Origin of the sequence: Hymenobacter sp. DG01, assembly GCF_006352025.1 — a bacterium.
Taxonomy (GTDB): Bacteria; Bacteroidota; Bacteroidia; order Cytophagales; family Hymenobacteraceae; genus Hymenobacter.
The window spans coordinates 2,347,763-2,366,810 of the sequence record NZ_CP040936.1; the positions used below are offsets into that span (position 1 = coordinate 2,347,763).

The following is a 19,048-nucleotide window of genomic DNA, read 5'->3' on the forward strand; positions in this document are numbered from 1 at the left end:
GGCACCACCACATCCAACACCCCATGAGTCCTCTGCCTAGTAGTACCGGTTCGGTACAGATTCAGCAGTTCTACGACAAAGGCCTGGCCCACGCGAGCTACGCCATCCGCAGCGGCCGCCAGGTGGCCATCATCGACCCGGCCCGCGACCCTCAACCCTACTACGATTTCGCCGACGAGCACGACGCCAAGATCATTGCCGTCATCGAGACGCACCCCCACGCCGACTTCGTCAGCAGCCACCTGGAAATTGCCCGCGAAACCGGCGCTACCATTTACGCCAGCAAGCTGGTGAAGGCCAGCTACCCCCACCAGCCGTTCGATGACGGCCAGCGCATTACGCTGGGCACCGTGGAGCTGCACGCCCTCAACACCCCCGGCCACTCACCCGACTCTATCAGCGTTCTTCTGATGGACGAGCTGGGCCAGACCCGCGCCGTATTCACCGGCGACACCCTGTTTGTGGGCGACGTAGGCCGCCCCGACCTGCGCGAATCCGACATTGTGGGCGGGCACAGCCGCGAGGAGCTGGCCGCCCAGCTCTATCAGAGCACCCGCCAGAAACTGATGACCCTGCCGGGCACTACCCGCGTGTACCCGGCCCACGGCCCCGGCTCGCTCTGCGGCAAAACCACCAGCCCCGACCTCGACAGTACCATTGGCAAAGAGCTGAAAACCAACTACGCCCTGCAGCCCATGTCGGAGGAGGAGTTCATTAAGGTGTTGCTGGAAGATCAGCCCTTCATGCCTAAGTACTTCGGGCACGATGTATTGTTGAACAAGCAGGGGGCGCCTTCCTTCGAGGACAGCGTACGCGCCGTGCCGCGCCTGCACTCGGGCGTTGCCCTGGAGCCGGGGGTAGTACTTATTGACACCCGCCCGGCCGAGCAGTTCCGGGCCGGCCACCTGCCCGGCGCCATCAACCTGATGGATGGGGGCAAGTTTGAAACCTGGCTGGGCTCCATTGTGGGTCCCCAGGAGCCGTTTTACCTGATTGCCGACTCGCAGATTGCCCTAGACACGGTGATTCGCAAAACGGCGAAGATTGGGTACGAAGGCAACATCAAAGGCGCCCTGCTGGCCCCGCGGGAGCTACCCGCCACCAGCCCCGCTACCGACGTGGAACACGTCCGCCAGCAGCCCCAGGACTACACCATCGTGGACATCCGCAACCGCACCGAGGCCCGGCAGCCCATCTTCGAGAATGCCTTGGTGATTCCGCTGCCTGAACTGCGGGAGCGCGCCCAGGAAGTACCGACCAACAAGCCCGTGCTGGTGCACTGCGCCGGCGGCTACCGCTCGGCCGCCGGGGCCAGCATCCTGCAGGCCGCCCTGCCGCCAAGCGTACCCGTGTACGACCTGGGCGAGGCCATCAGCACCTTCCAGCCCCAATCGGCGCCAGTGTAGGTGGTAGTGCAACCTTTTTAGCTTAGCCCATACTCTCTTGGAAAGACCGGACCCGCCAGGTTCGGTCTTTCTGTTTATCAAGCAATAAGCTCCGATGCAAAAAACGTTATACCTGATATTAGTGGCTACTCTCACACTGGCCGCCTGTGACGAAGCCGATATTGAGAAGGGCACCCCAAGCTGCGTGCGGCAGAAAACCATCAACCTGGCCAGAGCTTCTACCTGCCAAGAAGGTGGAGCCAGTGTGGTGGAGTACACGTTTCAGGGCCAAACGGTGTACTCCTTCAACCCCGGCCAATGCTCCGTAGTAGGCGCGGAAATAACCGACGGGAACTGCAATACGCTGGGCTACATAGGCGGCCGAGGATTTGTGGTTAACCTCAAAATCAATGGGGAGCTGTTCAGCAATGCAGTGTATAAGCGCACTATCTGGGAGCAGTAAGCCTTTGTCGGGGTGGGGCATAGTGTGCATCAGGCAGATATCAATGCAACCTTCCGGCGCGGCCAATACTCCCAGAAAGACCAGACCCGCCGGGTTTAGTCTTTCTGTCTTATTTAATCCATAACCTCCATGAAAAAAGCGCTATACCCGATGCTGGCCGCAGCCTTGTTTTTATCTGCCTGTGATGAAGCGGATATAGAAAAAGGCACGCCCAGCTGCATCCGGCAGAAAACCATCAACCTGGAGCGTGACACGCCTTGCGACGAAGGTGCCTACGTGAAAGAGTATTTTTTCCAGGGCAAGACGGTGTACATGTTCGACTCAGGCAACTGCATTGCCGATGGCAGCGCCGAAGTAACGGATGCCGACTGCAACACGCTGGGATATCTGGGTGGGTTTGGAGGAAATGGAAAAATCAACGGTGAAGATTTTCGCTCTGCCGAGTACAAGCGCACTATCTGGGAGCAGTAGCGGCCCGGCATTTCCCTACCCCTCGCCCGGCCTGAACTTGCCGGGCGCTTTTCTTCCCCCCTTGAAGATGTAGTATCTTCGTAGTCATGCGCGTACTACACACCGCCGACTGGCACCTGGGCCAGCGGTTTATTCAGGGCCACGAGCGAACCGAGGAGCACCGTCATTTTCTGGAGTGGCTGGTGCAAACCGTGCGCGAGCAGCAGGTAGAAGTGCTGGTAGTGGCCGGCGACATCTTTGATACCGGCTCGCCCTCCAACCAGGCCCTGGAGCTGTACTATTCTTTTCTGCTGAGCATGCGCGGCACTACCTGCCGCGACATTGTGGTGGTAGGCGGTAACCATGACTCACCGGCCACTCTGAACGCCCCGGCCCGCCTGCTGCGCCACCTGCGCGTGCACGTAGTGGGCTGCGTGCCCGACTGCTTCGAGGACCAGGTGCTTGTGCTGGACGATGCCCAGGGCAAACCCGGACTGGTGGTGTGCGCTGTGCCCTTCCTGCGCGACCGGGACATTCGGCTCTCGGTGCCCGGCGAAACGGCCGAGGAACGAGAAGCCCGCATCAAGCAGGGCATAGCTGACCACTACAGCCGCTGCGCCGAGGTAGAGCAGGTGTGGCAGCTCAAGGACTTGGGGCTGCCCGTGCTAGCTACCGGCCACCTCTACGCCGCCGGCGCCGCTCCTTCTGATTCGGAGCGCACCATTCACGTGGGCAACCTGGGCCAGATTACCGCCGACCACTTCCCCTCCGTGTTCGACTACGTGGCGCTGGGACACTTGCACCGCCCGCAGCGGGTAGGCGGCCGGGAGCATATCCGGTACTCGGGCTCCCCTATTCCGTTGTCGTTTTCAGAAATCGACCATCCCAAGGAAGTGCTGCTGCTCGACTTCCGGGAGGGTAAGCTGGCGGAGCTGCAGAGCCTGCCGGTGCCGGGGGCGCGGCGGCTGGTGCGCTTCCATGGCACCCTCGACGAGGTAACCCAGGGCCTGACTACCTACGATAACACCGGCTACCCCCTCCCCGCCTGGGCCGACGTGCAGGTGCATTCCGAGCTAACCCAGCTGGAAGTGGCCGAAGCCCTGCTCAACGTGATTCAGGAGCTGGACCGCCGTCACCTGGAGGTGCTGGCCCGCCGCCACTTCCGCCTCGTGAAGCTACGCGCCCTCGGCGAGGCCGAGGAAACCGAGGAAGCCCCCCTCACCCGCAGCCTCCACGACTACACGGCGCGCGAGGTATTTGAGCAGCGCCTGGAAGCCGAGCCCGAAGACAGCCGTGCCGAGTTGCTCCGCACCTTCGATGAGCTGCTGGAGCGGATGTAGATTGACTTCCTAAATACTATTCTTGATTTGCCTAAACCTAGCTAATAATTCCCCTCCTTAGATAAGGAGGGGTTAGGGGTGGTTGAAAGACTAGAGTTAGAAATTAGAGCTAAACAGTCGTGCAGACGGCGGGTCAACCACCCCTAGCCCCTCCTCATCTGAGGAGGGGAACTAGTAGCTAGCTCTCGTCTAGCGTCAAACCTGTCCCCTATGTAGGAGCATAGTTCTCTAGCCCATACCAGCCCCACAAGCTTCCATCGGGCTCTGTGAATTCTTCCTGCAGCTGCAGACCCAGCTTTTCCAGCACCCGGCGGGAGGCTGCGTTGTCGAGCATTACGGTGGCGTTGATTTCCGGGAGTTGGAGCACGTTCAGGCCGTAGTGCAGGGTAGCGCGGGCGGCTTCGGAGGCGAAGCCCTGGCCCCAGTGCGGGGGTAGCAAACGGTAGCCAATGTCATAGTAGTTGGTGCGGCCGTTCACTTCGCTGTCGTTTACCAGTTTGAGGCCGCACCAACCGATAAACTCCTGCGTGTCCTGGCGCACCACGGCCCAGCGCCCGATGCCGTTGCGCTCGTACTGCTGCCGGATGTACCGGATGATAATCTCCGCCTCCGCAAGGGTGCTGATGGGCCTGTTGGGCACGTAGCGCAGCACGTCGGGGTTGGAATCGAGGGCCAGGATGCCGGGCGCGTCGGTGAGAGTGATGTCGCGCAGCAGCAGGCGGGGCGTTTCCAGGCGGATCATGGGCGCCGCACGGCGTAAATCAGCTCGTCGATGTATTCGCCGTGCTTGAAGAACGTTTTCTCGAAGCGCGCTTCCAACACGAAGCCGGCCTTTTCCAGCACCCGCTGGGAGCGGGGGTTGGTGCCGAAGGGCCGGGCGAAGATGCGGGTGATATCGAAGGTGCGGAAGCCGTAGTCCACCATCTGCCGCACGGCTTCCGTGATGATGCCCTGCCCCCAAAATGGCTCGCCCAGCCAGTAACCCAGCTCGGCGTTCTTGCGCTCAATGTTGGCGCGCACATGCAGCCCAATACCGCCCACCGCTTCGCCGCCTACCTCAATTGCCATAATGTTCACTGGGCTTTCCTCGGTAGCCAGGGCAATAAAGTCGCGGCCGTCTTCCTCCGTGTAGGGGTGCGGAAACTGGTCGTTCATGAACTGGGCAATGGCCGGGTTGTTAGCATAGCGGACGAGGCTAGGCAAATCGGCAGGCGCCCAGGGGCGAAGGGTGAAAGGCATATGGTGGAAGATGCTAGGGTAGCAACAAAAAGAAACGAAAAGGCCACCGAACAGAAAAAAACAACGTCATTCCGAGCGCAGCCTAGGAATCTCGCTTGGCTGACGTCAGGTTACCATTGCAATATCATAACGCGAGATTCCTCGGCTGCGCTCGGAATGACGTTCGAGTGATTCCAGGCTGGTTTCCATCTTCTACTTCCCCTTCACATAAAACGGAATATTGGCCGTGGCCACGTTGTCCTTGCCATCGTAGGCGTACACGAACAGCCGGTAGGCCCCCTCTTTGTTGGGCGCTTTGAGGGTCGTCTGGGCTTTGGCGCCGGCCGGAATGAGGCCGGGTATGGCGGCCGGTCGGCTTTCCCGGTCGCCGCCCGATTTGAGGTCGGTGCTTTCCGGAAGCAGCTCGTAGCGGTAAGTGAGCGGGTCTTTGTCGGGGTCGGTTACGGCGGCGGCCACGGGGTAGCTCTGGCCGGGCTGCAGCTGCACGTTGTCGGTAGCCTGCTTGCCATCCAGCTTAAAGCCAGCAAGGTGCGGGGCGCGGTTCTTCGGCCACTGCCCGCTCCAGAGGTACTGCATTACATCCACCACTTCCGACTCTTTGCCGTCCTCCGTGAAGATGCCGTACCAGGTGGGCGTGCGCTCCTGCTTCTGGCCCCAGAGGAACACGTAGGTGCCCAGGCACTGGGTTTTGTCTTTGGCCACGGAGGCCTCGTAGCGGCTCTGGTACACGGCAGCTTTCTGGCTGCTGGTTTCCTCTACGGAAGCCTTCCAAGGCGTAACGGGGCTTTCCCAGTGGCCGGTGGGTCCCCACTCCGCTACCACGTAGGGGCCGGTCCAGCCGGTGGTGCGTACCTGCTGCGGTATCTCAGCCAGGCCAGCGTAGGTGTTGATGCTCAGGATATCCACGGCCGGGCACTTGGCCTTGATGTAGTCCACCTCTTTCTGGTTGAGGCCGGCCAGCACAGTGCTGGTGGGGTGGTTGGGGTCCACCTCATGAATCATCTGGGCAATCTGCTGCACGGCGTCCCACACTTTGGGGTTGGTGTACTCCAGGTTCAGCTCGTTGCCGATGCCCCAGAACAGCAGAGCCGGGCTGTCTTTGTATTTCAGTACCTCGGCGCGGAGCTTCTGCAGCTGCTCAGCCACGGCCTGGGGGTTGTTGTAGTCGAAGCCGTGCCGCTCTCGGGCTACATCGAGGCCCATCATCACGGTGAGGCCGTTTTTCTGAGCTTCGGCCAGCACTTTGTCGGCGTTGTGAGTGCTCCAGGTCCGGATGGAGTTGCCGCCGTAGGCCTGCACCCGCTCCGGAAACTGGCCGCCGCCGGCCCCCTTAATGAAGTAGGGCTGGCCGCCGCGCAGCAGCTCGTAGCGGCCGTTGGCTTGTTTTACTTCCACCTTCACCGGGGCGTTTTGGGCGAAGGCGGGGGTAGCGAAAGAAAGCAGGGAGAGTAGCAGGCAGGGTTTCATAGATACACAGGGGGTAGCAGACAGGTCCGGCCCGGGGCCGTGAGCGTTAAAGTAACGGGTATTTTTCACTGATGCCCCTACCCCTGGTTTCCCGTCAGACCTTGTGCTCCGCCACCCGAACCGCCGCCGACACCTCCCTACCCTGCCAGCGCGGCCAAACCCGCACCAGCCACGCCGCGCCCGGCAGCGCCACCGTCATTGTGGACAGGGCCGCCACTTCCCAGAACGAAAATCCCGGCACCCGTACCAGCACCTCCGCCACCAGCGCCACGTAGAGCTCCAGCACCGACCCGTACATAAACCCAGCGTGCAGCTGCTGCCACGCGCGAGCAGGCTTACGCCGCAGTACCGGCGCCATACCGGCTACCAGGGTAAGCGCGCTGAGCACGGCTGCTACGTGGAAGATGCCGAAGCCATGGAACTGCCGGTAAATCCCGAAACAGGTAACCAGCATGACCGCCAACGCTCCTACATAGCCGTAGCCCAGCCGCTTGTGCAGCAGGCCAGACTTGGGGCGCACGAGCACGGTGGTGCCCAAAACCAAGGAAGCCAGAGCTGCCAGCAGGTGCACCAGGCCCCAGGAGCTATAAACAATACTGTGCATGTTGTGCGTACTTATTAGGCTGCCGATGGTTCGGCAATGGCAGCGGTGCCTGCCTGAACAGTACATACTCATCCGTATATCGTTTTTCGCGGGGGCGGGGGCCGGCCGTGCCTGTTCGCCGCCCGCCGGAGGCGGCCGCGGAAAAAAGTTGCTGCCCCGCTGTAACCATCCGAAACATGCCCGGTTTCCACGCCCGAATCCGGATACTCACCTGCCTTTTTCTGCTTCTGGCGCTCTCAGCTACCTGGTCAGGACCTGACTAGCGGCTGAACCCCAGCAACCTGCCCGCCTGCTGCCCTCCGACGCCATCTTTTGCGCGTCGCGGATTGCTGTTGCCTATGCGGAGCGGGGTCAGCCTTCTGCCGTGCCGTACTTCTCCCTACCCCCTTCACCTGCCTCTACCCTTGAACTCAACCTTCTACCCTCTTTCCCGGGCAAAAGCCAGCCGACTACTCCTGGGCTTGCTGCTCCTGCTGACGGCCCCGGTGGCCCTGGCCCAGCAGACGGGCCCGCTCACGGGCCTGGTACGCACCGCCGCCGGCTTACCCCTCGACTACGCCACCGTGACTCTGCACCGCGCGGCCGACTCCGTGGTGGTGAAAACCGAATTCAGCGACGCGGCCGGGGCCTACCGGTTTGAGCAGCTAGTCCCGGGCCGCTACCGCGTGTCGGCGGCGCAGGTGGGTTACGCGCGCGGCTGGAGCGCAGTCTTTGAATGGCCAACCAGCGCCCGGGCCCTACCCCCTATCAGCTTGCCAAACAGCGCGTCAACCCAACTCCGGGAAGTGCAGGTAGTGGGCCAGAAGCCGCTGTATGAGCGCCTGGCCGACCGGACGGTGGTAAACGTGGAAGGCTCGGCGCTGGCTACCGGCAACACCACCCTGGACGTGCTCAGCCGGGCACCCGGCGTCACGGTGGACGGCAACGACAACCTGGCTTTGCGTGGGCGGCAGGGCCTGCTGGTGCTTATTGATGGTAAGCGGCAGCCCATGACGGGCTCCGAGCTGGCCGACTACCTGCGTAGCCTACCGGCCGACCAGCTGAAAAGCATCGAGCTGATTACCAACCCGCCGGCCAAGTATGATGCCCAGGGCAGTGCAGGTATTATCGACATCAAGCTGAAGAAAGATCAGCGCCAGGGTACCAATGGCAGCGGCACCATCAGCTACGGGCGCGGGGAGTTCGGCAAGTTTACCACCAGCGCCTCCGGCAACCACCGCCGCAAAAACCTGAACGTGTTTGCGTCCACCACCTACACCCGGCGCAACAACTTCAGCGTCCGGAACACCTACCGCTCCTACTACGAAACCCTTGATGGGCAGCCGGTACTCGTAGGCTCGGCCGATCAGCGCAACTACCAAACCGGCTCCGACCACTTTCTGATCTGGCGGCTGGGGGCCGATGTGAGCCTGGCGAAGAATACCACCCTGGGCGGGGTAGTAACCAGCTTTGCCGTGCCCAGCCCGCGCCCAAATGGCATTGGCACCAACACTAGCACATTTTACGATGCCAACGGGCAGGTGCGCGACTTTTACACGGCCCGCAGCACCAGCCAGGGCTACAACCCCAACCTCACGGCCAACCTCAACTTCCGGCACACTTTCGGGGAAGCTGCGGCCACCAAGCGCGAGCTGACGGCCGACCTGGACTACGCCCGCTACTACCAGCACCGCCTCCAAAGCCAGACCACGTTCTTTGAGCTGTCGGGGCGGCCGCAGACCCTGCTGACCGGCGACCAGACCGGCGAGCTGCTTATTCAGGCCGCCAAGGCCGACTACACCCAGGCCCTGAGCGCCACGGCCAACCTGGAGGCCGGCGCCAAGGTGAGCCGGGTGTTTTCTGATAATGATGTGCTGTTTGAAAACACGGCGGAGGGCGTAACCACCGTGGACCGGGGCCGCACCAACCGCTTCCGCTACAACGAGGTTATTTCGGCGGCCTACCTGAACCTGAGCCGCAGCTTCGGGAAGCTGAACGCACAGGCCGGCTTGCGCGGCGAGCAAACTCACGCCACCGGCCAGCAGATGGTAGCCGCCGACAACTTCCGGCGCGACTACTACCAGCTCTTCCCGAGCGCGGCGCTGAAATACGTTGCCAACGACCGGCACGAGTGGGCGGCTTCGCTGAGCCGGCGCATCAACCGCCCCTCCTACCGCCAGCTTAACCCCTTCCGCTTCGTCATCGACCCGACCACTTCCGGCAAGGGCAACCCCGAGCTGCGCCCCGAAACCAGCTACAACCTGGAGTTAACCCACACGTTCCGGCAGAAATTCACTACCGGACTCAGCTACAGCCTCACCCGCGCCCCCATTACGGATGTGGCCCAGCCCGAGTCCGACACGTCCACCGTTTCGATGTACGTGAACCTGGACCGCCAGCACTACACGGCCCTCACGTTTACGGCTCCGCTCACGCCCGCCAAATGGTGGCAGGTGTACAACAATGCCGTGTTATATTACATCCACTACCAGGGCACGTTGGCCGGCACGGCTCTTAACCGCGGCCAGGGTGCCTTCACGCTCAGCAGCAACAGCACCTTCACGCTGGGCAAGGGCTGGGGCGCCGAGCTAAACGGCAATTACTACTCGCGGCAGCGCGTTGGTTTCTTTGTTTTCGAAGATTTCGGCCAGGTAGGGCTGGCCGTGCAAAAGGCTTTCTGGGAAAAGCAGGCCACCCTGAAGCTGGCTGCCACCGATATTCTTTACACCTCGCCCCTGCGCGCTACCTCCCGCTACACCAACTATCAGGAAAATCTGTTTCTGCGCCGCGACTCCCGCGTGGTAACCCTTTCTCTGGGCTGGAAGCTCGGCAACGACAAGCTAACTGCCACCAACCGCCGCAGCGGCGCCGAGGAAGAAAAGCGCCGGGCCCAGTAAGCAGCAGGTAAAACAGAGGCTGGAAGCACTGACGTTGAGGTAGCGCGGCATGCCCCAGACTGGGAAAGTCTTACTTTGTTGGGACGAGCTTGCCCCGGGTGTGTAATATTCGGAGCTTATAGCACATTGCCTGAAAACAGGCCACAAAATTGCAAGGAGGAGCAGCTGCCTCCCTTTTTCTGCCCGTGCTATTGCTATGGATATTCTTCGCCGTCATCATGTTTCTTCCTATGGTACCGGGAGCCAACCCCTGGTTTTCTCTCACGGATTCGGTACCGACCAGCAGGCCTGGCAATACGTGGCTCCGGCCTTCGCCGCCCGGCATCGAGTAGTGCTTTTTGATTTGGTGGGGGCCGGCTCCTCCGACAAATCTGCCTACGATTTCGCGCGTTACGGCACGCTGGCGGGCTACGCCGATGATCTGGTAAACCTGCTGCGTAGCCTACAGCTGCCCAAAGTGGTGTACGTGGGCCACTCCGTGAGCGGCATGATTGGGGTACTGGCCGCTATTGAGGCGCCGGAGCTGTTTGAGCGGCTGGTGCTGCTGGCGGCCTCCCCCTGCTACCTCAACGACGGCGAGTACCCGGGGGGCTTTGAGGCCGCTGACCTGGAAGAGCTGCTCGACTTTCTGAACCGCGACTACCGGGCCTGGTCCGACACTATGGTTCCCAATTTGGTAGGCGGCGACATGCGTCCCGAGCTGGTGGACGAGGTGCTGGCCAGCTTTTCGCGCGTTGAGCCCGCCATTGCCCGGCAGTTTAGCCGCGCGGCCTTCCTCTCCGACTACCGCGCCCAGCTCACCCAGCTTCGGGTGCCGTCCCTGATTATTCAGTGCGCCGAAGATTCCATTGCCCCTGCCGCGGTGGGCCGCTACCTGCACGAGAGACTGGCCGGCAGCACCCTGGAAATCCTGAACACCACCGGCCACTACCCTCACCTCAACGCCCCGGTGGCTACCATTTCCTGCCTGGAACGCTACCTGGGTACTCCCCTGGCCAGTGCTTAAGCCCTGAAACGCTGCCCGGCGGCTTGAATCCAGGCCGGATGGCTTCCATTCAACAGCTCAGGCCCGGTGTGTAGCACGCCGGGCCTGAGCTGTTGAATGGGGGCGACAGGGGCGCTACAAGGGCTCGTCGTTGCTGGTGTTGCTGGCACCGGGGTCAGCCCCCGCACCCCCGTCTGGGCCGGTAGTGGAGGCGGTGGCATCGGCGGGCATCTCATGGTCAGGTTCCGTCGGGGCCGCCGATGCTTTTTCTTCGGTATCGGGCGCTGCCGGGGTGCTTTCGGGGCGCGGCAGGTTGGTGCCTTTGTCGGCATCGGAGCTCTGTGTATCGGGGGTGCCTTTGGCGGGCAGAGTAGGTTCGGCTGGGTTGGGTGGGGCAGGGTTGGTTCGGGGGTCCATGGGGGGTAGTGTCTGGTAGTAACTGGGGTTACGAAGAGCTGCTCATGCGGCGGCGGCCCAACCCTGTGTACGCTGAAGCTGAACCGTTGGATATCACCAACCCTAGCAACCGCCTCTGCGTTATAGTAGCATTCACCATTTCCTTTGTCCATCATGAGCATCTTTGGTTCCAATAGTCCAAGCGGCACACTAGGAGGCCTGATTTCGGGCCTGTTCGGCGGCAGAAACGCCGTAAACTCTTCCACCGGCGCCTACAACACGCCGGCCCGCTCCGGCGGCAACCGCAAGCTGCTGGGCGGCGCCCTGCTGGCAGCCGGCGCGGCCTACCTCTACAACCGTAACCGCAACAAGAACGCTCAAGCCACCTCCTTTAACCCGAACCTGTAGGTTGCTGGCCTGAATAGTTGAAAGCCCCACCAATGACCAGTTTCGGTTAGTGGTGGGGCTTTTGTTTGCGTGGGGTCCGTGGTAGCTTATCTCTCAAAGGCACCTACAGCTACTTCTCTCTTCCGGGAGGTGCAGAAAGCCGTAGGAGCAGCTGCCAGGCCGCTCAATGTGCTTTATCCATCGAGCCTCTTCAGCGCTTCGGGCGCAACCGGCGTAAAGAAGTTTACCAGGTTACCGTCCGGGTCGCGGAACAGCAACGAGCGGTTGCCCCAGGGCATCGTGGTAGGCTCCTGCACTACGGCGCCGCGGAGCACCTCGGCCAGCCGCTGATAATCCGCATCCACGTCTGCTACGCGGAACTCCAGAATGACCGAGCGATTCTGCGCGGCGGCAGCAATTTCAGCGCCCCCAAACAGCTGCAAGGTGTGTGTACTGCCAATGGCCAAGGTAGCCGTAGGGGTCTGCAGCTCGGCAAAGTTTTCGGTGTAGTACGTCAGCGGCATACCGGTAATCTGCTCGTAAAAGTGCACCAGGCGCTTGATGTCGGCGGTGATAATTCGGACGGAGGCAAACTTCATGGAAGTAGGTAAAAAGTGAATGATGCCCCAAAGCACTACCCTCCCACTGACAGCCCTATGGCAGTCTGCACGGCCACCCCGAAAAAATTTACACCGCGTGGGGTAGGCCCAGACCGGCAATATACTCCGTGAGCAGCAGGTGCTCGGTCTTGGTAAAAGGCCTGGTGGTAGCCGTAAGCCGTTGGATGCGCGTCACCTTAAAGTCGCGGTAGGCCTGCCGCAGCTGGCACCAGCCCACTACGTGCCAGGCAAAGTTGTAGAACGCCAACCCTGTCGGCTCGATGTGCCGCTGGCTGCTGCGGCCGCTTTTGTCGCAGTACTCCATGGCTACCACTTTGCGCTCGGCCAGCGCCGACTGCAAGGTGGCCAGGTAATCGGCCGGACCGCGGAAGTACTCCGGCACGTGCATTTTGATGCTGCTGGTAAACTGCTGAAGCTTCGCTCGTTCCCGTTCGCGCAGCACGGCCTTCACCTTGGTCAGGGCAGTAGCGCAGTGTGCCTGAATGGAGGCATCGGCCAGGGTGGCGGCCAGGGTTTCCAGCAGCACCAGGGCATTGGCTTCCTGCGGGGTAAAGGACACTGGCGGCAGAAAGTAGCCCTGCACCAGAAAATAGCCCTTGTGCGGCTCGAAGCTCACCGGAATGCCTTGTTCGCCCAGGGCTTTGATGTCGCGGTACACCGTACGCACGCTAATGGCAAACTGCTCGGCCAGCTGCTCGGCCGTAACGTACTTTTTCGCCTGCAGCAGGGTAGTAATGCCGAAGAGGCGGTCAATGCGGTTCATGGGGAGTAGTGCGGTACTGAGTAGGAAGGTGCGTGACCGGTGCGGGTTATGCCACACGAAGCTCGCCCCCACGTTACCACTTCCACAGTTTCCCGGCGTGGCTGGCTACAAGATACCGCGTCAGATTCGCGTCAGGCAAAGGGCGGGCACATATGCTGGTGCGGCTAGAGCAGGCTACCAGCGAGGCGGCAGTTACTGGGCTTGTTTTTCCAGTACGTACACGTGCAGGCGTTTGCGGAGCTGAAACCCCATTTTTTGGTACAAAGCATACGCCGGAACATTGTCCTCATAGACGTGTAGGAAGGGAGTGTTGCCGGCTGCTAAAATGTGGCCCAGCTGATACCGAACCAGCTGGTGGCCATACCCGCGGCCGAGGTAGGCCGGGTGGGTACATACGGCGCTGATTTCGGTGTAGGGCGAGGGTTGTAGCCGCTGCCCGGCCATAGCCACCAACTGGCCGTCCTGGAAAATACCGTGGTAGCCGCCGAAGTCAATGGTGCGGGGTAAAAACGGCCCCGGATTCGTCAGGCTCGTCAGGGCCAGCATAGCGGGCACGTCCGGTTCCTGTAAGGCCACCACGTTACTGCTATCCACTGCGGGCACCTCCAAATGTGGATATACTAGCTGCAGCAGCTCTTTGTGCAGCAGCAGTTGCCAGCCAGGAGGTAGGGAAATAGGTTCTGGGGTGAACAGCACGGTAGGGGCACCGACAGGAGACAATTCATGCAGACAATGAAAGGCCTGCGGCGAGTAGTCAGCCAGCCCCGCAAAGGCTCCCACATCGCGCGGCAGAACCCAGGCCAGCTCATCGCCAATGGCCAAGGACTGGTTGCCGGTTCGCAGGGCGTTCCAAATGGGGTTATCCAGGGGGTGTTCCATAGCAGCAGGCAGGCAATACATGATGAATACGAACCGAATATATAAGGTGCTTCGCCGCCAGGTAACAACCCCAGCCAGCGCGAGTTTAGCGCAATCGGACTGGCGCTGGAGTATAATGTAGGTTTTCAACTCGCCTGCCAAAACGCTGACGTTCGGACGGCGCAGCACCGGCTTGCCGTTTTAGTGGCCGCGAAGACATAACCTATATCTTATAACTGAGCACCAATTATGCGGCAGTATAATGCGCAATAATTGGTGGGGTAGGCCGTAAGCAGCAGGGCGGTGAGCCTCAAAGAAACTACAATGTGCCCGTCCCTCGGGACGGGCAGCCGCACCCTGCAGCCCTACTACAACAGCAGCGGGCAGCCGGCCGCTACACGGAACGGTGCTCGGTACTTCTGGTGTTTCCTAGTTCACCATTTTTCCCGTACCAACATTCTACGATCTTTTAGCGGATTTTAAGAACGGTTTACGTGGTAGCCCTAACGGTTAAACTAAACCTTACGTCGCGGCTGGTTTGCTATAGGTGGCTTGTCTACTTACATTTGTAGTTGGCCACGATGTCTACCTGTTCAATAGGTATAGATTTGTAGTGAGTGGTTTTTCAAAAGTAATATATATGGATAACTTGTCATCTGACCGTGCCAAAGCGCCAAAGGCGCGCGCACCTCGCAATCAAACTCTTACAGTTGAACCTGCGGAAGAATCATCATTAATGGCAAAGACGATAACTGTGGAAATGCCAACAACAGTCGAAGCATTACAAGGGAAAGTCATTCATCAAGATTTATTCAAATGCTTGCCAAATCTACCAGCAAGATTTATAGACTTATTGATTATCGACCCGCCTTATAACCTCAGCAAAAAGTTTGGAAAGAGTAAATTCGCAAAAACATCAACCCAAAGCTATGGCGAATATGTAGAGAGCTGGCTTCTACCCCTATTGAGATGTTTAAAACCGGCAGCTTCTATTTATGTGTGTTGTGATTGGCCTTCATCATCGCCGATTCAACAGGTACTTGAAAAGCATCTTATCATTCGCAACCGAATTACTTGGGAACGTGAAAAAGGTCGTGGAGCAAAAACAAATTGGAAAAATTGCTCAGAAGATATTTGGTTTTGCACTTTATCAGAAGATTATTATTTTAATGTTGAAGCAGTAAAGCTGAAGCGAAAAGTAATCGCCCCTTATCGAGATGCTGCAGGTGATCCCAAGGATTGGGAAGAGAATAATAGTGGCAATTATCGTCTTACTCATCCTTCCAATTTATGGACTGACATTTCGATACCATTTTGGTCTATGCCTGAAAACACTGACCACCCCACTCAAAAGCCAGAAAAATTAGTAGCTAAACTACTATTAGCAAGCTCTCGGCCAGGCGATTTCGTATTTGACCCTTTTTTGGGCTCTGGTACAACTGCTGTAGTAGCAAAGAAACTAGGCAGAAATTTTGCTGGCGTAGAACTTGAGCCGGAATATTGCCAAATGGCTGTTAAAAGGCTCGAAGCAACTAAGTTTGAGGATTCAATCCAAGGCTATCATGATGGATATTTTTGGGAGCGCAATAGTCTAGCGGAGCAAAAAAATTCAAATAACCCTGACAAAACAATTCAATCCCCATTAGAGATAGAACCTAGGAAAAACAAACGTGGACGACCAAAGAAACAACAACTAGAGATTCATAATCTGTTTAATGAGTAATACCCTTCAAGATTTCATTGAGTTTGTAGAATCACAATCTGGCAAACTACGCAAGGCCCAGTTAGCAAATTTGGCTCAATCCACTTTTGCTCTAGTAAAAGACAGATCAGTTTATTATCGAGAAGAATTTGCTGTTCGATTTAGCACAGCTAATAGCTCAAACTTCAGCAATACTGTATTATCACTTTCAAATTTACAAAAATATGACACCCGCATCTTTCTTGTATGCCTCGTTACCCCAGATGCAAACTTTTTATTAATAGCTAATACTACATTTCTTAAGAAAATAAGTCACTCTTCACAAAAATTACGCATTGATAATATTAGGGGCAGTTTTAATGGCTCTGATATATTGCGAGAGTTTATTGGCACACCAAATATTCCTAAGCATTTCGACGAGCTGTTCTTAATACACAAAAATATAGATTTCTCAGAGAACCTGGCTCGATTAGTTGAAACAACCAACAATATAAGCCCAGTAGGCTCTAGGTTTCATGTTACTCCCAGCTCACAGTCAGTAATTTTGGAAGCTCCACAACGTGCTCATCAATTTATTAATTCTGAAGATGCCATCACGTTAAAATCCGAGTTAGATGAACAAGTAGCTAGGTTTCAGACAGAAATCATGGTGGCCGCTCTAATTGAAAACGTAAATATTAGAGGCCGCGTTATTGAATATTTAATTACCGGAGAAGATGAAACTTTCAAACAGGAGCTGTCTTCTTATCTAAATTCTAATAAAAACGAAACACTTAATTTCAGGACAAAGAACACTCTTGGAGACTACACACGTGTTTTTGAACATTTTATAACACAAACAGACGTTAAAACTAAAATCATGGTTTTGAGTTCTAATCCTAAAGGCTATAATCTGGATAAGATATTAGAATTCTTAAGCCAAGAAAAAACCGTCTTTATGTTCTATTTCGTTGGCATAACCACAGCCAGCCATGTTGAAACAGCTTTAATTTCAATGTTTCAACATGACTTACTAAATGCAACTATTGCATTAAAACATTGTGCCGGTAGAGCTTCGAGAGGAGTGACTCAGTTTAATGGAGAGATAATAAAAAAATTAATTAAGACTCCAAACAACTTTGTGAGTCAAGATGAGTCAATAGCGTTTCTTAATGAATTAATTGAATTGTAGATTAAATGTCCTTCTGTTATTAATACAGTCATTAATTCTTGCATAGATTCCGGGACCAACTTGTAGAACATCAAGCCCGGCCAACTATCCGCGTTGTTTATAGTGGTGTTACAGGAACCAGCTACTTACAGGCCCGGTCACGCTTCTTATCGGCGAGCTGCCAATTCACATTGACAGCGGTGTGTACGCTTAATGGCCAGAGCTTTGTACTTATAGCGGATTCCTGAACGGTATACGTAATAGCCGCACTGGCTGAACCATGCTTTGGCATCTTATCTGGTAATCTATTCAACAGTGGTTTGAATAGCTGCTTTGAGGGCTTCGCGGGTGCGGAACTAACACTTGGCCAATGTACAAAGCGAAACTGCTCTAGTTCAGCTCACCCATCACCTGAACTACCAGTCACGCCTGTGCGCTCATGCATAAGCTGCACGGCGGCCCGCCCCAGCCGGGCAACGCCGCCACCTAACTGGTCTGCTTCTATCGCCGTACAAGATTACCTGCCAAGGCTACGCTTACGCAGAAACGAGCCGCTACCTGCACCTACCGGAATCCCGACTCGGCAAATGCCCGCCACGTGCTGGCTTAAAACCATAAAATACGCTTGCATACATCCGCTTACGTATGACGCTCACCCGCAGCTACCTGTTATCGCATTTGTTTTAATGCCCGTAGCTCACTACCCGCGTCACCTTCCACTGTCCGTCGCGTAGGCGCCACACCATCATATTCTTGAATGTGCCGCAGTCGTCGCGGCCGTTCTCAACGTGGCAGAAGCGGTGCTGGTGGGTTTCCACGGCGCCGTAGCCGCTGATGGGGTACACCTCCAGGGTGCCGGGCACGAGCTGGCGGTTGAGGCCGGTGGTTTTGTTCTGGGCAAATAGGCTGCGGAAGCTCTGCATGGTTTGCTCGAAGCTGGTCAGGCCACCTTTGTCGTGGTAAAACTCCAGATCCTCGGCAAAGAAGGTTTGCAGCTGGGCGGCATCGTGGTGGTTGAAGGCTGCGAACATGGCGCTATCCAGGTGGGCAATGGTACGGTACAGCTCCAGGGATACGGGCGGAGGCGGCACAGCAGCCAGAGCGGCGGGTTTGGTGGCCGTGCAGGCCGAGGTGCAGAGCCCCGCCAGCAGCACGGCTACGGCGGTGGCATATGTTGCCGTTCGGGTTGGCATAGGGGGTAGGAAAAGTTGGGGCGGCCATGAGGCGCTTAAATATAGATAGGGTTCTGCACCCTACCCCTCATTCCAGCCGTGCGGGCAGCTCCTCCGTTGCCACCTCCCGGACCCAAAATCCGTTTGAAGGCAAATGCCCTCGGCAGAGCACCTTGCCTGCGCGGCGTACCAGGCAGGCAAAGCGAATTCGGAACCTAACCCCAGAGTACCATGGAAACAGCAGCGCCCATTCCTTCCGCCGCCTCCAGCTACGACGTAGCCCAAATTATGGGCGGCCTCTACGGCGACGGTATCATCGGTCTGAAAGGTGCCTTTAGTCGCGAGTGGGCCCAGCAGCTCCATGAGGACGTTACGCGCCTGTATGCCGAGGCCCTGCAGCGCCCCGGCGGCGCCCTGGGCCGCGGCCCCAAGCGCCACTACGTAGAAATTCACCCGGAAAACATCCGGGGGTTCGTGGAGCTGGCCACGCATCCGTGGGTGTTGGCCGTGTGCGAAGCGGTGCTGGGGCCGGAGTATAAAATCGTGGAAATTGGGTTTGATGTGCCCAACCCCGGCGCTATGAATCAGCCCTGGCACCGCGACTTTCCCGCCCCCGACGACACCATCATCGGCCGCCGCCTCAACTCCCTGGCCTTCAACCTGACTACCATCGACGTAACCGAGGACATGGGGCCCTTTGAGGTAGCACCCGGCACCCAGTGGGATTTGCCCGAGGACTTCGAGCACGGCATGTTTCCGCCCAAAAGCAACAGCCCGCGCTACGAGGCCCGCGCCCAGCGCAAAGTGCCCCAGATGGGCGACATCTCGGCCCGCTCGGCCCTGACCATTCACCGCGGCACGGCCAACCACTCCAGCAAGCCCCGGCCGGCGCTGGTACTGGGCGTGGATGCGCCCACCGCCAACAACGCCGAGCGCCACGACCTGCAAATCACCCGCGCCTACTATGCTACCCTCCCCGAAAGCCTGAAGCAGCACCTCACCTGCCGCCTGGTTGATCAGCTAGAACCCATCGTGCAGGCCCACACTATTGAAGGCTTGATGATGGGCGAGGCGTAGGAAGGGTTGAAAGCCCACGTACAAGCCCGGTTACGCTCCGGCTGTACTTCTGCCCGCTGGACTTCTCCATACTCCAAACCGTCATTCCGAGCGCAGCCGAGGAATCTCGCGTGC

At 58.0% G+C, this 19,048-nt stretch carries 19 protein-coding genes; 10 read left to right on the forward strand and 9 right to left on the reverse strand.

Annotation, left to right across the window (positions count from 1 at the left end; translation table 11 throughout):
- Positions 1-23: 23 nt before the first annotated feature.
- From FGZ14_RS09845 to sbcD, 4 genes are all read left to right on the forward strand, one after another.
- The gene (locus FGZ14_RS09845) at positions 24-1,406 is read left to right on the forward strand and encodes an MBL fold metallo-hydrolase (RefSeq protein ID WP_139923767.1); all 1,383 of its coding nucleotides are present in this window, start codon (positions 24-26) and stop codon (positions 1,404-1,406) included.
- Positions 1,407-1,500: 94 nt separating this feature from the next.
- Positions 1,501-1,848 carry a hypothetical protein gene (locus FGZ14_RS09850; protein WP_139923769.1) on the forward strand — a complete coding sequence of 116 codons (348 nt, stop codon included), beginning with the start codon at positions 1,501-1,503 and terminating at the stop codon, positions 1,846-1,848.
- 129 nt (positions 1,849-1,977) lie between these two features.
- Entirely contained in the window at positions 1,978-2,319 is a 342-nt protein-coding gene (locus FGZ14_RS09855) for a hypothetical protein (protein ID WP_139923771.1), read from the forward strand.
- Between the two features lie 86 nt (positions 2,320-2,405).
- Entirely contained in the window at positions 2,406-3,638 is a 1,233-nt protein-coding gene (sbcD, locus tag FGZ14_RS09860) for an exonuclease subunit SbcD (RefSeq protein WP_139923773.1), read from the forward strand.
- 208 nt (positions 3,639-3,846) lie between these two features.
- On the opposite strand, the gene FGZ14_RS09865 is transcribed toward sbcD, so the two are convergent.
- From FGZ14_RS09865 to FGZ14_RS09880, 4 genes are all read right to left on the reverse strand, one after another.
- On the reverse strand, positions 3,847-4,380 hold the full coding sequence (locus FGZ14_RS09865; protein WP_139923775.1) for a GNAT family N-acetyltransferase: 534 nt from the start codon (positions 4,378-4,380) through the stop codon (positions 3,847-3,849).
- Complete coding sequence (locus tag FGZ14_RS09870) at positions 4,377-4,877, reverse strand: GNAT family N-acetyltransferase (protein WP_139923777.1); 501 nt, start codon at positions 4,875-4,877, stop codon at positions 4,377-4,379. The genes FGZ14_RS09865 and FGZ14_RS09870 overlap by 4 nt, the downstream gene beginning before the upstream one ends.
- A gap of 192 nt (positions 4,878-5,069) precedes the next feature.
- Entirely contained in the window at positions 5,070-6,344 is a 1,275-nt protein-coding gene (locus tag FGZ14_RS09875) for a glycoside hydrolase family 2 TIM barrel-domain containing protein (RefSeq protein WP_139923779.1), read from the reverse strand.
- A 94-nt stretch (positions 6,345-6,438) separates the two neighbouring features.
- Complete coding sequence (locus FGZ14_RS09880) at positions 6,439-6,948, reverse strand: hypothetical protein (RefSeq protein ID WP_139923781.1); 510 nt, start codon at positions 6,946-6,948, stop codon at positions 6,439-6,441.
- Positions 6,949-7,352: 404 nt separating this feature from the next.
- Here FGZ14_RS09880 and FGZ14_RS09885 point away from each other — a divergent pair, with 404 nt between their 5' ends.
- Complete coding sequence (locus tag FGZ14_RS09885) at positions 7,353-9,824, forward strand: TonB-dependent receptor (protein ID WP_257883395.1); 2,472 nt, start codon at positions 7,353-7,355, stop codon at positions 9,822-9,824.
- 196 nt (positions 9,825-10,020) lie between these two features.
- A complete protein-coding gene (locus FGZ14_RS09890; protein WP_139923786.1) occupies positions 10,021-10,830 on the forward strand; it encodes an alpha/beta fold hydrolase in 810 nt (269 codons plus the stop codon).
- A 114-nt stretch (positions 10,831-10,944) separates the two neighbouring features.
- Here the strand turns inward: FGZ14_RS09890 and FGZ14_RS09895 are convergent, their stop codons facing one another.
- Positions 10,945-11,226, reverse strand: coding sequence for a hypothetical protein (locus tag FGZ14_RS09895; RefSeq protein WP_139923789.1), 282 nt, complete (start codon positions 11,224-11,226; stop codon positions 10,945-10,947).
- Between the two features lie 153 nt (positions 11,227-11,379).
- On the opposite strand from FGZ14_RS09895, the gene FGZ14_RS09900 reads away from it, so the two are divergent.
- Positions 11,380-11,613: a hypothetical protein gene (locus tag FGZ14_RS09900; protein ID WP_139923791.1), complete on the forward strand. Its 234-nt coding sequence runs from the start codon at positions 11,380-11,382 to the stop codon at positions 11,611-11,613.
- 173 nt (positions 11,614-11,786) lie between these two features.
- Here the strand turns inward: FGZ14_RS09900 and FGZ14_RS09905 are convergent, their stop codons facing one another.
- From FGZ14_RS09905 to FGZ14_RS09915, 3 genes are all read right to left on the reverse strand, one after another.
- Complete coding sequence (locus FGZ14_RS09905) at positions 11,787-12,191, reverse strand: VOC family protein (protein WP_139923793.1); 405 nt, start codon at positions 12,189-12,191, stop codon at positions 11,787-11,789.
- A gap of 88 nt (positions 12,192-12,279) precedes the next feature.
- Positions 12,280-12,975 carry a YafY family protein gene (locus tag FGZ14_RS09910; RefSeq protein WP_139923795.1) on the reverse strand — a complete coding sequence of 232 codons (696 nt, stop codon included), beginning with the start codon at positions 12,973-12,975 and terminating at the stop codon, positions 12,280-12,282.
- Between the two features lie 192 nt (positions 12,976-13,167).
- On the reverse strand, positions 13,168-13,854 hold the full coding sequence (locus tag FGZ14_RS09915; protein WP_180754582.1) for a GNAT family N-acetyltransferase: 687 nt from the start codon (positions 13,852-13,854) through the stop codon (positions 13,168-13,170).
- A gap of 619 nt (positions 13,855-14,473) precedes the next feature.
- Between FGZ14_RS09915 and FGZ14_RS09920 the strand changes: the two genes are divergently transcribed.
- Both FGZ14_RS09920 and FGZ14_RS09925 read left to right on the forward strand, forming a co-directional pair.
- Entirely contained in the window at positions 14,474-15,556 is a 1,083-nt protein-coding gene (locus FGZ14_RS09920; RefSeq protein ID WP_139923799.1) for a DNA methyltransferase, read from the forward strand.
- Positions 15,549-16,706 (forward strand): hypothetical protein, encoded by a 1,158-nt coding sequence (locus tag FGZ14_RS09925; RefSeq protein ID WP_139923802.1) that lies wholly within the window; start codon positions 15,549-15,551, stop codon positions 16,704-16,706. Before FGZ14_RS09920 ends, FGZ14_RS09925 begins: the two co-directional genes overlap by 8 nt.
- Positions 16,707-17,368: 662 nt before the next feature.
- Here FGZ14_RS09925 and FGZ14_RS09930 read toward each other — a convergent pair.
- Positions 17,369-17,878, reverse strand: a complete 510-nt coding sequence (locus FGZ14_RS09930) for a nuclear transport factor 2 family protein (RefSeq protein ID WP_139923804.1) — start codon at positions 17,876-17,878, stop codon at positions 17,369-17,371.
- 210 nt (positions 17,879-18,088) lie between these two features.
- Here FGZ14_RS09930 and FGZ14_RS09935 point away from each other — a divergent pair, with 210 nt between their 5' ends.
- Positions 18,089-18,934: a phytanoyl-CoA dioxygenase family protein gene (locus FGZ14_RS09935; RefSeq protein WP_139923806.1), complete on the forward strand. Its 846-nt coding sequence runs from the start codon at positions 18,089-18,091 to the stop codon at positions 18,932-18,934.
- The last annotated feature ends 114 nt before the right edge of the window (positions 18,935-19,048 follow it).

Excerpts from the sequence above, each read along its gene's own strand:
- FGZ14_RS09845 (WP_139923767.1), top strand. The coding sequence starts at position 24 with ATGAGTCCTCTGCCTAGTAGTACCGGTTCGGTACAGATTCAGCAGTTC.
- FGZ14_RS09850 (WP_139923769.1), top strand. The coding sequence starts at position 1,501 with ATGCAAAAAACGTTATACCTGATATTAGTGGCTACTCTCACACTGGCC.
- FGZ14_RS09855 (WP_139923771.1), top strand. The coding sequence starts at position 1,978 with ATGAAAAAAGCGCTATACCCGATGCTGGCCGCAGCCTTGTTTTTATCT.
- sbcD (WP_139923773.1), top strand. The coding sequence starts at position 2,406 with ATGCGCGTACTACACACCGCCGACTGGCACCTGGGCCAGCGGTTTATT.
- FGZ14_RS09865 (WP_139923775.1), bottom strand. The coding sequence starts at position 4,380 with ATGATCCGCCTGGAAACGCCCCGCCTGCTGCTGCGCGACATCACTCTC.
- FGZ14_RS09870 (WP_139923777.1), bottom strand. The coding sequence starts at position 4,877 with ATGCCTTTCACCCTTCGCCCCTGGGCGCCTGCCGATTTGCCTAGCCTC.
- FGZ14_RS09875 (WP_139923779.1), bottom strand. The coding sequence starts at position 6,344 with ATGAAACCCTGCCTGCTACTCTCCCTGCTTTCTTTCGCTACCCCCGCC.
- FGZ14_RS09880 (WP_139923781.1), bottom strand. The coding sequence starts at position 6,948 with ATGCACAGTATTGTTTATAGCTCCTGGGGCCTGGTGCACCTGCTGGCA.
- FGZ14_RS09890 (WP_139923786.1), top strand. The coding sequence starts at position 10,021 with ATGGATATTCTTCGCCGTCATCATGTTTCTTCCTATGGTACCGGGAGC.
- FGZ14_RS09895 (WP_139923789.1), bottom strand. The coding sequence starts at position 11,226 with ATGGACCCCCGAACCAACCCTGCCCCACCCAACCCAGCCGAACCTACT.
- FGZ14_RS09900 (WP_139923791.1), top strand. The coding sequence starts at position 11,380 with ATGAGCATCTTTGGTTCCAATAGTCCAAGCGGCACACTAGGAGGCCTG.
- FGZ14_RS09905 (WP_139923793.1), bottom strand. The coding sequence starts at position 12,191 with ATGAAGTTTGCCTCCGTCCGAATTATCACCGCCGACATCAAGCGCCTG.
- FGZ14_RS09910 (WP_139923795.1), bottom strand. The coding sequence starts at position 12,975 with ATGAACCGCATTGACCGCCTCTTCGGCATTACTACCCTGCTGCAGGCG.
- FGZ14_RS09915 (WP_180754582.1), bottom strand. The coding sequence starts at position 13,854 with ATGGAACACCCCCTGGATAACCCCATTTGGAACGCCCTGCGAACCGGC.
- FGZ14_RS09920 (WP_139923799.1), top strand. The coding sequence starts at position 14,474 with ATGGATAACTTGTCATCTGACCGTGCCAAAGCGCCAAAGGCGCGCGCA.
- FGZ14_RS09925 (WP_139923802.1), top strand. The coding sequence starts at position 15,549 with ATGAGTAATACCCTTCAAGATTTCATTGAGTTTGTAGAATCACAATCT.
- FGZ14_RS09930 (WP_139923804.1), bottom strand. The coding sequence starts at position 17,878 with ATGCCAACCCGAACGGCAACATATGCCACCGCCGTAGCCGTGCTGCTG.
- FGZ14_RS09935 (WP_139923806.1), top strand. The coding sequence starts at position 18,089 with ATGGAAACAGCAGCGCCCATTCCTTCCGCCGCCTCCAGCTACGACGTA.